The sequence below is a fragment of the Lysinibacillus sp. NPDC097162 genome, assembly GCF_044762185.1.
In the GTDB taxonomy this organism is placed as follows: domain Bacteria; phylum Bacillota; class Bacilli; order Bacillales_A; family Planococcaceae; genus Lysinibacillus.
Map to the genome: position 1 here is coordinate 1 of NZ_JBIWDT010000004.1, position 11,871 is coordinate 11,871.

Annotated in this window: 8 protein-coding genes, 16 tRNA genes and 1 rRNA gene; 24 read left to right on the forward strand and 1 reads right to left on the reverse strand. The window is 34.2% G+C overall.

Translation table 11 applies throughout. The annotated features are described in order from the left end of the window. From rrf to ACIQXW_RS16765, 17 genes are all read left to right on the forward strand, one after another. Window positions 1-95, forward strand: a 5S ribosomal RNA gene (gene rrf / locus ACIQXW_RS16685); the annotation flags it as partial. Window positions 96-113: 18 nt separating this feature from the next. Further along, window positions 114-190: transfer RNA gene (locus ACIQXW_RS16690), tRNA-Asn, on the forward strand. A 5-nt stretch (window positions 191-195) separates the two neighbouring features. Continuing rightward, window positions 196-287, forward strand: a tRNA-Ser gene (locus ACIQXW_RS16695). A 24-nt stretch (window positions 288-311) separates the two neighbouring features. After that, a tRNA-Glu gene (locus ACIQXW_RS16700) sits at window positions 312-386 on the forward strand. Window positions 387-406: 20 nt separating this feature from the next. Beyond that, window positions 407-482 (forward strand) — tRNA-Val (locus ACIQXW_RS16705). Window positions 483-505: 23 nt separating this feature from the next. Then, window positions 506-580, forward strand: a tRNA-Met gene (locus ACIQXW_RS16710). 4 nt (window positions 581-584) lie between these two features. Then, window positions 585-660 (forward strand) — tRNA-Asp (locus ACIQXW_RS16715). Between the two features lie 20 nt (window positions 661-680). Then, a tRNA-Phe gene (locus tag ACIQXW_RS16720) sits at window positions 681-753 on the forward strand. 12 nt (window positions 754-765) lie between these two features. Continuing rightward, a tRNA-Thr gene (locus ACIQXW_RS16725) sits at window positions 766-841 on the forward strand. Between the two features lie 9 nt (window positions 842-850). Next, a tRNA-Tyr gene (locus tag ACIQXW_RS16730) sits at window positions 851-934 on the forward strand. Window positions 935-944: 10 nt separating this feature from the next. Continuing rightward, window positions 945-1,018 (forward strand) — tRNA-Trp (locus ACIQXW_RS16735). A 12-nt stretch (window positions 1,019-1,030) separates the two neighbouring features. Then, a tRNA-His gene (locus tag ACIQXW_RS16740) sits at window positions 1,031-1,106 on the forward strand. 36 nt (window positions 1,107-1,142) lie between these two features. Next, window positions 1,143-1,218: transfer RNA gene (locus tag ACIQXW_RS16745), tRNA-His, on the forward strand. A 4-nt stretch (window positions 1,219-1,222) separates the two neighbouring features. Continuing rightward, window positions 1,223-1,297: transfer RNA gene (locus ACIQXW_RS16750), tRNA-Gln, on the forward strand. 5 nt (window positions 1,298-1,302) lie between these two features. Beyond that, window positions 1,303-1,377 (forward strand) — tRNA-Gly (locus ACIQXW_RS16755). Window positions 1,378-1,384: 7 nt separating this feature from the next. Further along, a tRNA-Cys gene (locus ACIQXW_RS16760) sits at window positions 1,385-1,458 on the forward strand. 51 nt (window positions 1,459-1,509) lie between these two features. Further along, a tRNA-Leu gene (locus tag ACIQXW_RS16765) sits at window positions 1,510-1,590 on the forward strand. Between the two features lie 322 nt (window positions 1,591-1,912). Here ACIQXW_RS16765 and ACIQXW_RS16770 read toward each other — a convergent pair. Next, a complete protein-coding gene (locus tag ACIQXW_RS16770) occupies window positions 1,913-2,497 on the reverse strand; it encodes a site-specific integrase (RefSeq protein WP_402764002.1) in 585 nt (194 codons plus the stop codon). 85 nt (window positions 2,498-2,582) lie between these two features. Here ACIQXW_RS16770 and ACIQXW_RS16775 point away from each other — a divergent pair, with 85 nt between their 5' ends. From ACIQXW_RS16775 to ACIQXW_RS16805, 7 genes are all read left to right on the forward strand, one after another. Beyond that, entirely contained in the window at window positions 2,583-2,906 is a 324-nt protein-coding gene (locus ACIQXW_RS16775) for a recombinase family protein (RefSeq protein WP_402764485.1), read from the forward strand. A 941-nt stretch (window positions 2,907-3,847) separates the two neighbouring features. Beyond that, entirely contained in the window at window positions 3,848-5,623 is a 1,776-nt protein-coding gene (locus ACIQXW_RS16780) for a P-loop NTPase family protein (protein WP_402764004.1), read from the forward strand. 6 nt (window positions 5,624-5,629) lie between these two features. Next, window positions 5,630-6,442: a TIGR02391 family protein gene (locus tag ACIQXW_RS16785; RefSeq protein WP_402764007.1), complete on the forward strand. Its 813-nt coding sequence runs from the start codon at window positions 5,630-5,632 to the stop codon at window positions 6,440-6,442. Window positions 6,443-6,480: 38 nt separating this feature from the next. After that, the gene (locus ACIQXW_RS16790) at window positions 6,481-7,533 is read left to right on the forward strand and encodes a hypothetical protein (RefSeq protein WP_402764010.1); all 1,053 of its coding nucleotides are present in this window, start codon (window positions 6,481-6,483) and stop codon (window positions 7,531-7,533) included. A gap of 307 nt (window positions 7,534-7,840) precedes the next feature. Beyond that, window positions 7,841-9,547 carry a DUF262 domain-containing protein gene (locus tag ACIQXW_RS16795; protein WP_402764013.1) on the forward strand — a complete coding sequence of 569 codons (1,707 nt, stop codon included), beginning with the start codon at window positions 7,841-7,843 and terminating at the stop codon, window positions 9,545-9,547. 648 nt (window positions 9,548-10,195) lie between these two features. Continuing rightward, on the forward strand, window positions 10,196-10,555 hold the full coding sequence (locus ACIQXW_RS16800) for a VOC family protein (protein WP_402764016.1): 360 nt from the start codon (window positions 10,196-10,198) through the stop codon (window positions 10,553-10,555). Between the two features lie 206 nt (window positions 10,556-10,761). Further along, window positions 10,762-11,850, forward strand: a complete 1,089-nt coding sequence (locus tag ACIQXW_RS16805) for an S-layer homology domain-containing protein (RefSeq protein WP_402764018.1) — start codon at window positions 10,762-10,764, stop codon at window positions 11,848-11,850. Window positions 11,851-11,871: the final 21 nt, after the last annotated feature.

Consider the following 11,871-nt stretch of genomic DNA (forward strand, 5'->3'; position numbering starts at 1 on the left):
GTCACACCCGTTCCCATACCGAACACGGAAGTTAAGCTCTTTAGCGCCGATGGTAGTTGGGGGCTTCCCCCTGTGAGAGTAGGACGTCGCTAGGCTATACATAATAACATTATTCCGAAGTAGCTCAGTTGGTAGTAGCACCTGACTGTTAATCAGGTTGTCGCAGGTTCGAGTCCTGCCTTCGGAGCCATTCTTGGAGAGTTGTCCGAGTGGCCGAAGGAGCACGATTGGAAATCGTGTAGGCGGTTAACACTGTCTCAAGGGTTCAAATCCCTTACTCTCCGCCAGCACTTTACGATTCCAATTAGTAAGGCCCCTTGGTCAAGCGGTTAAGACACCGCCCTTTCACGGCGGTAACACGGGTTCGAATCCCGTAGGGGTCACCATTTATAACGAATACCCAGATGGAGGATTAGCTCAGCTGGGAGAGCATCTGCCTTACAAGCAGAGGGTCGGCGGTTCGAGCCCGTCATCCTCCACCATTGTTAAAATCAAATAGTATTGTCGCGGGGTGGAGCAGTGGTAGCTCGTCGGGCTCATAACCCGAAGGTCACAGGTTCAAATCCTGTCTCCGCAACCAAAATGGTCCCGTGGTGTAGCGGTTAACATGCCTGCCTGTCACGCAGGAGATCGCCGGTTCGATCCCGGTCGGGACCGCCATTTTTTCAAAATATTAATATGGGTCAGTAGCTCAGTTGGTAGAGCATTAGATTGAAGCTCTAAGTGTCGGCGGTTCGATTCCGTCCTGACCCATCAGGTTTTTTTGCCGGTTTAGCTCAGCAGGTAGAGCAACTGACTTGTAATCAGTAGGTCGTGGGTTCGATTCCTATAGCCGGCACCATGTTTTCCCGGAGGGGTAGCGAAGTGGCTAAACGCGGCGGACTGTAAATCCGCTCCTTAGGGTTCGGCGGTTCGAATCCGTCCCCCTCCACCAGTTTTTTTATAGGGGCATAGTTTAACGGTAGAATAGAGGTCTCCAAAACCTTTGATGTGGGTTCGATTCCTACTGCCCCTGCCAATTAATTTTATGGCGGTTGTGGCGAAGTGGTTAACGCACCGGATTGTGGTTCCGGCATTCGTGGGTTCGATTCCCATCAGTCGCCCCATTTAATATAAAATTAACGTAAAACTATAAAGCAGTGGCGGTTGTGGCGAAGTGGTTAACGCACCGGATTGTGGTTCCGGCATTCGTGGGTTCGATTCCCATCAGTCGCCCCATTGTTGGGGTATAGCCAAGCGGTAAGGCAACGGATTTTGATTCCGTCATGCCCTGGTTCGAATCCAGGTACCCCAGCCATTTATGCGGAAGTAGTTCAGTGGTAGAACACCACCTTGCCAAGGTGGGGGTCGCGAGTTCGAACCTCGTCTTCCGCTCCAATAATATGGCGGCATAGCCAAGTGGTAAGGCACAGGTCTGCAACACCTTTATCACCGGTTCAAATCCGGTTGCCGCCTCCATATTTTTTACTTAATCGGATACTCCGATTTTTTTTATCTCTAAAGTATTATGCCGGTGTGGCGGAATTGGCAGACGCGCACGACTCAAAATCGTGTTCCTTTGGAGTGTCGGTTCGACCCCGACCACCGGTATCATCACGTACATATATGTTACGTTTAGTAAGTTTGGAAAGCTCGCAAACCCTGATAGTACAGGGTTTGTGAGCTTTTTACATTTCTTGTGTTACGATAGGAAACGATAAGAATCGAAATCATTTTACACAAGTTTTTACACAAGCTGCGATCCGTGAAATCGTGATTAATTAAGGGAAGCAAAATAAAACATACATGAGCTTTTCACTCCCAACCAAGGAATCAAAATAAATTATTTATACAGAAAAAAGCTCATGTTTTTTTCAAACATAAGCTTTTTAACGAAGTCAAATTTGATCATTGTGAGGTGCTAATTGCTCTTCTACTGATACATTTCGGAAAAAGTATCAATTGCCAATTGATCATTTTCTTCAATGGTTTCTTTCAGAAGATGTGCATAAGTTCTCATTGTTGTTTCAATGTCTTCATGACCCAAGCGTCTACTTACGTATTGGTAAGTCGCTTTCTTGTGTAATAAAATACTTCCATGAGTATGTCTTAAACCGTGCATTGTAATAAGTGGTCGAATATTTGATTCGAGTAATACTTCCTTTAAAACATCATTTGCTCGTTCATTTGTTATTACTTTGTATTTTGACTTTTCATTATAAAATACTAAATGATGTTCATTATCTGAAGTTGTTTTGAAGAGGTCTTTAAATAATGCCATTGTTGTGCCTTCTACTTTGATTTTCCTTTTAGACGCTTTATTTTTTAAAGGTCCAAATCCTGTAGGCATTCTGTTATTATATCCCCAGGTTTTATCTACATTTAATTCATTATGATTGAAGTCAAAATCACTATATACAAGACCAACTAATTCTTCAAAACGTAATCCGGTTGTTAAACCTAATAATAGCAAATAATAATCTAAACCTTGATCTAATCGATCTTTAAGACCATTCAACAATAAAATACTGTCTTGGTAATTTGCATATTTTTCGAATTCTTCTTTTGCGTCAACTGAAAACCTCCTTAAAGATGCAATTGGTATTGCAAGGGTATCTTACATTAACCAGTTACTCAATGCATCCATCGAAACGCAAACAGAAGAAATTCGCATCCGTGCCGAGAAAGAAGGGTATAACATTGTTGAGGTCCTTGTTGATGGGGCTAATAGTGCGTATCATAAAGTAGTGACGAAAAGGCAGGCAATGAATGATCTTTTAGAAAAAACTTTATCAGAAGATCACAACATAGAAGCAATATTTTTTTATGAAGAATCCCGACTATCGCGCCAATTCTATGATTTTACTTTGTTTATTTACGACGTAATTAAGAACGAAAAACCACAGGTGAAGTTTTTTTCTACATAGCTTATTTTTTATAAGGTACGGATTTTTAGCTGCGTGGATATCTCATGGTATGTTTAATTTCCTCTCTCCAATTGCTTTTTCAATTATTCACAACCTGTTTATGTAATGAATATCTAGATAATGAACCCTTTCTCTAGTGGAGAGGGTTCTATTTTTGTTATACAATTTCTAACTTTGATTGTTTTATTCTGCATTATGGTTACTACAATACCTTTAACAATGATTATTTATGTTATTAGAATATAGAGGAGTATGAAATATTTTCCTATTGAAATTAAACAATATTAAAAACTTATCTTGGATTATGCAATTTTATTTGTTAGATTGTGAAGCATTGCACTTAACTAACGGGGAGCAATAGTTCAATTAGAGCAATCGCCTCGTTTTTAAAATCGCATAAATCCAATGTAAAAGCTTATTTGCACAAGCAATAATGGCTACTTTATTTTGTGAAATTGCAATTCGAGCAAAAAAAGAAAATGGTGAAATTGCATTTTTAGGATAGAAGTTTTGTTAAAAGAAGGACTCAATTGAGGAAAAAATAGCATTTAAAGTTTTCAACAATCGGGCGCTTTTCTGAAATAAGAACGCGTCTTTCTTCATGAAAAGGGCTATATTTGGTTTGCGGGATAAGGAATAAATATACAATCCACTCGAATAGTTAATTATTTGAGTGGATTTGCTTGTTTGTTATTTGTTTGCTGTAGTCTCTATGTAGATTAATTAAAACCCTTTGCGTAACCAAGTTGTGGCAAAATCAATTGCTCCACGGCATATGCTTCTCCTTCGTCACGAAGTACATCAGCTTCAGCTGTGATAATTAATGCTGGTGGCCTCAAGCGTTATTCATTATAGCTTTCGAATAGTAAAAAAGTACCTTTTAATATGTGGAAAATTAAAAATATGATGGTATAATATGGATTAGTGGAGGGGTGGAGTTTTTGAATTTGATAAAAGGTATAACTATAAAGAATGTTAAAGGGCATAGTAATTTATCCTTAACTTTTAAAGATTTAGTGGCAAACTATGTGAGTATATTTGTAGCACCAAATGGGTTTGGTAAAAGTACAATAGCTCAAAGTTTTAAATCGCTAAAAGCGAACAAGCTTGAACTTAATAAAGATGATTTTTTTGAGAATAAAGTTGAGAATATACCAGAGATAGAGTTAAATATAATTCTTGAAGAAGCAGGACAGCTAAAACTAATTGCAAATCCTGAAAAAAATGAACTTAAGGAATATTTATATACTGACGTTATTACTAGTCTATTAACTGCTAAAACAGCATCAGCTGGAGGCCCAGTTAAGTATGCCAAAATGGCAATGAAAAATATTGTTTTATATGATTCAATTCCATCAAAAGTAGGATTCCCATATGATATAAGAGTATTTAGAAGAAGTTCAAAAATTTTATCTAAGCATTATGTTGATTTAAAGGAGCTTTTAAAAGATACTGAAAATTTATATTTAATTTATGAAAATTATTCATTATTTAATGGTTTCTATTCAAAGAAAAGATCTAAAAAACTAATTGAAGAATTTTATAATTCAGTGTCAGAAATCGGTATTGAAGCAAGCTTTGTATATAATGAACATGGGCTGACTAATAATAGTGATTTCATAGAAATATGTAGGATAGTAAAATCTTTTAGAAGAATAGAACAATACTATTCCAGTGAACTAGAATTGGTTTTAACTATTTTACAAATTATTTCTGTTACTGCGTTAAAGAAATCGGAGCTTAAAGGATATATAAAGAGAATTCAATATGAAAAAATTAAAGTAGAATTAAATGAACAACTTGAAATTTTCAATACTACTAATAGAACTATTAAAGCAAAAGAAAAATCGGGTAAATTTATAGTTGAATTTTTATCACCTAATAAAATTTCAAATGGAGAAAGAGATGTATTATCATTTATTGCATCATTAACTTTGTTTAAAATCAAAATAAATAAAAATGTAGGTATCTTAATAATAGATGAAATTTTCGATTATCTGGATGGTGGAAATCTATTAGTAGCACAGTTTTACCTTGCTAAGTTAATAGAGGAGCTAAAAGCTGAAGGAAAGTTCATATTCCCTATAGTATTAACACATTTAGATCCAATGCTTTTTAAGAACTTTTATTTAAAAAGACAGCGAATTCATTACTTAAGACACTGTTCATACAGAGAAGACCAAGGAATTACCAACCTTTTATTATATAGAAATAATAAAGATGATTTATCAGATAAAGTTCAACAATATCTATTGCATTACCATAACAATAACTATGTATTTACGGATGAAGAAAAAACTATTCTTAATTTTATTGAACATAGGAGTTCTTATAGTTTTTATGATGCAACGCAGCAAGAATTAGAAAAATATTTAAATAATCAAGAGTATAGTCCATTAATGGTACTATGTGCTACAAGAATTATGATAGAAAAGCAAATTTTTGATTTAATTACTGATGATAATTCTAAAGAGGATTTCCTGTCTACTCATACTACAAATAAAAAGATTTTATTTGCGGAATCAAAAGGAGTAAATGTTCCAGGAGAATATTATTTATTACAGCCATTATATAATGATGGATTACATTTAAATCAAAATACCTCTGAAACCCAAAATAAGATTATAAGTTCTTACTTGAAGTTGAATAATCACGTCGTTTCGTCTATTTTACAAAGACTTAACGAACAAACGTCATTTATCTTACAAAGTAGGTGATAAGTATTGGATAGTCAAATTGTACAAGAAATTTCTAAAATATTGGGCGAACTTGTTACAGGGAGCAAGATTACATATTTATTCAAAAAAAATAAATGGCGAGATTATTACACTTCAACAGGAGATAAAATGTTAAGTACAAAATGGAAGCGGATAGAAGATACGTTGAATTTTGAAATGGATAAATCTAATTCTATTACACCATTTATTAAACTGATTGAAGATATTATGAAGCCATTTGAATTTAGAAATGATATCAATTTATGGAATGAATCTTTAAATGATATTAACAAAGTTATAGGGTTTTGTGGATTAGAATTATTGGAAAATGGAAAAGTAATTCAGATAAAACCTATTGATACTCTTCAGGAGGCCATCCAAAGAACTAACAATTTATATACTAAATTAAATGAGTATGATGTTCATCTAGAGGTTGTGAAATATTGTAAACAAGAGTTGTTACAAGAAAATTACTTCCATGCGGTATTAGAAGCAAGTAAAAGTGTTTTACAAAGAATTAGGGATTTAAATTTGTCTGGAAAAGATGGGAACACATTAATTAATGATTCATTTAACTTGAAAAATCCTTCCATAATTATAAAAGATAATTATATGGTTAATGATACTGAGAAGAGTCAATATCAAGGTTTAAAGTCTTTACTAAATACTATTTGTTACTTATATAGAAATCCAACTGCACATTCTCCAAAAATGTATGATGACAAGAATGAAAGAGATGCTATCCAAGCTCTTTTATTAATTTCGATGGCTCATGTGCAATTAGATAAATGTATTTGTGTCCGGTTTTTAGAAGATTAGAGTTAGCTAAAAAGTTGTAAATTAAATTGGAGGGAATTATGGATACAATTGAGGAAATAACATTATCAAAAATAGGTGCAATATTAACCAAAGATACTATATTTAAAGTTAGTAATAATTCAGTTTGGGAACGAATTCTTTCTACTTCTGGACAAAGTAAGTTATTTGATTTATATCAAAATAAACTTAGACCATTCTATTACAACGGTACTTGGGAAAATCCTGATCCGGAATATAGTGGCTGTTATAGTGCCATAAATCAAATACTAAAAACAGTATATTTAAATAGTCCTTCTTTAGAAGAGTTGTATTTGCTCTTTGAATCGATTATTAAAGAATTTGAGATAAGATTAATCTTATCGGAAAAATATATGGAGAATACTTATTATTCATATTCCTCGGATCGAGAAATAACAAAGATGCTAGAAGAGTTAAGTAATGAGGATGCCTTAGAATTAATTCTAGCAAATGCAAAGAAGGATTTTTTAGATTTACATAAAAGCTTACAAATATTAAATCTTGATTTAGTGATTGAAAATGGGGAATTATGTTTAAAGCCATTTACTCTACAAGGAGCTAATGAATTAGAAAGAAAAGGTTCTACAATTTTGGATTGGTTAAAAGTTAAAAACCCAAAAGTCGCTAATTTGTATGTTGAAGCATTAGAAAATTACATTAACGGTAAAGTGATTTCTTGTATTTCAAATTGCAGAAATATTATTCTAGGAATATGTGAAGATGATAAAGACGACGATACGAAATGGTTAAAAGGACTTCAAAAGATTTCCACGGATACTTATATACAAAATGTCAATGTGCCTAAAAATATTATAGATAATACGGCTAATAAATCTTTAGGTATTAAAAATGTTGAATTTAAGTTTGCTAGATTTAAGTTAGTATATTATCTATATTCATTAGCATCAGACTTAGGTCCCCATGCTACAGAAGGGCCTATGCTTGATGGAGTATTGTATACCGAAAATACAACAATGGCCGACGCGCTATGGATACTAAGAATGACAGAAGATTTTCTCTTATGGTATAAACAAACGAGAAGCTTAGAAGTTGAAGTTCAGTTTGATTTTTAAAAGAAGAAGTCCAATTCTAATAGATCAACCTTAAATGTTTAATCTACCATCAGTACTCACCACATGTGGAGTGCTGTGCGTTGATAGTTAGGAGTAAAGAATAAGCAGAAGGGTTCGAAAATTGTTTTCAAGCGATTTTAAAAGTTCGTATTTTTTTGCTGTATCTCGTTCAGTTCTTAATCTTGAATAGTGGTATACAAATATACAGAAAAACGTAACAAAACAAGGGAGGAAAATAAAAATCAAAGTTGAAATTAAGTATAGAAGAACACAAGAGATATTTTAAGCTATTTAAGGAGGCTAAACTATGGCGAATTGGACACACCTCAGTGTGAAGAACGCAATTACAAAAATCAAGGATGAGGAAATTGTCTTGCCCGTCATCCAAAGACGGCTTGTCTGGTCAGAGGACAAGATGGAACTTCTCTTCGACTCCTTGTTGAAAGGAAACTCCTTTGGTTCCATTATCTGTATCGAAGAGGAAAAGGAAAGCAAACCGCTATTTGCCTACCGCTTTTTTACCCGTGACGGTAATAATGTAGCCTCGATCGAAGTTGATGAGTTATCGAAAACACAGTGGTTTATTATCGATGGACAGCAACGTCTCCAGAGCTTTTTTATAGGATTGACTGGTACATTTAACGGTAAGCGACTTTTTTTTGATTTGCTTAGCGATTATGCGGATTCTGAGTATGATTTTAAGTTTGCCATCAAAGCTGATGAATTGCCCAAAGCAAACAAAGAGCGGGTTTCTGGTTCTGTTAGTAATTGCCTTTGGTATCCAGTGGATGACTTATTTCAGCGGTTGTCAATAACAAGAAAAGCAAGGCAAGTAGCAAGAGAAATTATTAAAAATATTGACGTTGAAGACGACACACAAATGGACATAATTGAAACTAATATTCAGGATTTTTTTGATGCTGTTTTCGCTGACGAGAGCGTTGGCATCTCAAAGGTATCCGTCAACAAGAGTAAAGATGTCATAGAAAACAGACAACGCATTGTTGAATTATTCAGACGTTTAAATGACGGTGGAACAAAGCTCTCATCGTATGATTTAGTCGCTTCTATGTTCAAAGGCTTTGACTATAAAATGGAACATTTTTTGGATACTGTTGTAGCTGAGAACGTAGATATTGGAATCGACCAAGATGTGCTGATTAAACTACTGCTTATACTTAATGACAAGCCATCAAAAGAAATGTCAGACCTTACTGCAGAGGATGCTGAATTTGCTACTTCAAATTACGAACGAATCCAGGCTGCACTAAAAGCACTGAAAAAGTTCTTAATAGCTACTTCAAATTACAATTGGTTCTCTGCTGCGAAAAATCGATCTGCGATTCCGTTGTATTTTTTGACTTATCATATTTTTCATAGCGAAACAACAAACAATGCTCTAGAAAATATGTTTGATCGATTTGATACAAACGATAAAAATTGTCAGGATATGGCGGTTTGGTTGAGACTGTCATTGTTAAACAAAGTATTCAGCCGGGGGTGTGGTTGGATTCCCTACAAGACAGGCATCAAGAAAATACATACAGTAATGCAAAGTAATAAGGGTAAGTTATTCCCGAAAGATATGTTGTTTAGAACTTATGATTATCACCCTCTTCACTTTATTGGAGCGGTGAATGAAACAAATCTAAACGTATTTGATCAAGAGTATGTATTTTACTTAATTTATAATGGTCAACCAACAATTCGGAGTGAGGATATCGATCATATCCATCCACGTTCACTTTTGTATGCCGCAGGAGTTGATGAAAGTAAAATAAATAATATCGTGAATTACCAACTGCTCGATTCAGGGACAAACCGTGGCGAGAAGAACGGAAAGGAATTATTCGACTGGATAAATAATCGAATCGATACGGAAAATAGACAGGGGTATTTGAATCGTCATTTCATTCCTCAAGAATGTGAACTTTGGAAAACACAGAGATTTGATGAGTTTTTTACTGAGCGTGCAAAGCTACTGACAAGCAAAATCAATGCCTCTCTATGGTAACGGAAAAAAATATACTGTAGAATATTTAAAAGAATTGAAAAAAACAGCATGAAGAAGCCGTTAAAAACAAAGAAATTATTTTATGTGAAATCTGGTCTTCTCATAGATTTATCTCCTTACAAATATTATTTTATATAAAATTCTATACAAATTCCCCTTAATACTTTAAGTCAATCTAAAGTACAAGATGAAGTTTTTTTTACACAAATTTTACACGTTGCATCCACAGAACGTTATTAAATCAATTCTTTGACCGTTATTTCGACCCCGACCACCGGTATCCAAAGTGAATTTAAAAGACTTCAACAACTCTGTTGAGGTCTTTTTTTATATTCTGAAACAGTACAAGGTAACAAAAGCATATTAACGTAAGGAAACGCATAATAGATATACTTAAAAGTTATATTTTTAGAATTATCCATATGTAATACTTTTTTAGATGTTAGGTTTGGAGGTAATAATTATGAAAAATAAACTATTATCATTTTTACTACTCTCGTAGCAGCTATTTTTTTTACTAGATGGCTTTATAAATATATAGCGATTATGTAATGTTTAAAAAAGTAGTTGCTATCGTGCTTATTTGTTTAACAGGAATTTTAATTTATTTTTCTTTAATTTTTACAAGTGAAAAAAGGGGGAAATGAATTGGGCAGAGTAATAGGTTTCGAACTAAATAGTCAAGATCCCGAGAAAGCAGCGAATTTTTATTCTAAAGTTTTCGCATGGGAAATTGCTGAGCCTCATTGGGATTACTGGGCTGTTACAACAGGTGCCAGCGAGCAAAATGGTATTAACGGTGGAATTGGAAAAGGTCCAAGTGATTATCCACATGGAGTACGCGTGCAAATTGAAGTAGATTCAATTGATGACGCTATTGCAAAAGCTATGGAGGAGGGAGCTATTATTGTCCGAGAAAAAATGGAATTTGATGAATTTTATCTTGCGTATTTAGTAGACCCTACTGGACTAGGTTTTGGTTTAATTCAAAATAAGAAAAATAAATAAAACTTTAACGCCTCTGCAAAGTCTTGCAGAGGTTTTTTATTTTACAAGTTCTATAGGCTCTATTAGAAGTGTAAGTACATTTTCAAACGGGTATGGAATGATTAGATACTAGTGCAAGAAAACTATTAAAAATGTCTTTTTAGTTAATATTTATTTTACTTGATGAATAGGATAACAAGGATGGGAGTAAATATAGGGGGAATAGTATGAAGAAAATAAGTAGGATGTTGATTGTAGTTTTGATTTTTGGGTTATTACAGATTCAGCCTGTATATGCAGCTAGTTTTAAAGATGTGTCATCTGACAATACGTTAAGTACGGAAATAGATTATTTAGTTGACCGTGGGATTATTAAAGGGTATCCTAATGGCACTTTTAAACCGAATGAATATGTAACAAGAGCTCAAGTAGCTGTCATGTTAACTCGTGCATTAGGATTGAAAACGACGAATGTGAAAAATCCGAAGTATCAAGATGTCCCGACATCACATGTCTACTATAAAGAAATCGCTGCTACACAAAATGCTGGCATATTCGAGGCAACAAAGAAATTTAATCCAAATGGCACGCTATCGAGAGCAGATATGGCCATTGTTTTACAACGTGCTTTTAAATTAAAGGGAACGAGCCCTTATTATTTTACGGATGTTACGGAGAAAACACCAGGTTATAAGGAAATATTAGCGGTAGCGAACAATAATATTACGAGCGGTTATCAGGATGGTACATTTAAACCTAAATTGCCATTAACACGTGCACATTTTTCAGCATTTGTTGCTCGTGCTATGACCCTTTCAAAGCCAAATTTACAAAAGGATCCTGCATATAAATACACCTATGCATTTTACTCACCAGATGATGGCCTAAGATATACATTAAATTATCAATACAGCCATAATGATAATAAAAACGATGTTTGGTCAATTGCTAATATGACCAATAATAAGCAGTTTAATGATGAGTTATTATATTATGATGGCTCAGTATATGCTCAAGCAATTGCTCAAGAATATAGCTCACATTACGACTTCTATATAGGGCTTCCTCTAAGAATTGGCGTAATTGTTCACGAAGACGATGAAGGTCCAGTTAACGGTAATCGTATAACTGTTCAAACGACGGATGGAACGATTCGAGCAGGTGGTGTTAACTATAAAAATGTAGCTGTACTAGAAGAAAGTTTTAAATATATTGATGTAGTGAAAACCTATTATTTTGTAGATGGAATTGGTTTAGTCAAGGAACTACACAATGGCGAAGTAGTATATGAGTTGCTAAAACGAACAGCAAATTAGAAGCGTAAAGGGATGCATTCC

Bases quoted from the DNA above. Each gene is read 5' to 3' on its own strand.
- ACIQXW_RS16795 (WP_402764013.1), top strand. From the start codon at position 7,841: ATGGCGAATTGGACACACCTCAGTGTGAAGAACGCAATTACAAAAATC.
- ACIQXW_RS16805 (WP_402764018.1), top strand. From the start codon at position 10,762: ATGAAGAAAATAAGTAGGATGTTGATTGTAGTTTTGATTTTTGGGTTA.
- ACIQXW_RS16790 (WP_402764010.1), top strand. From the start codon at position 6,481: ATGGATACAATTGAGGAAATAACATTATCAAAAATAGGTGCAATATTA.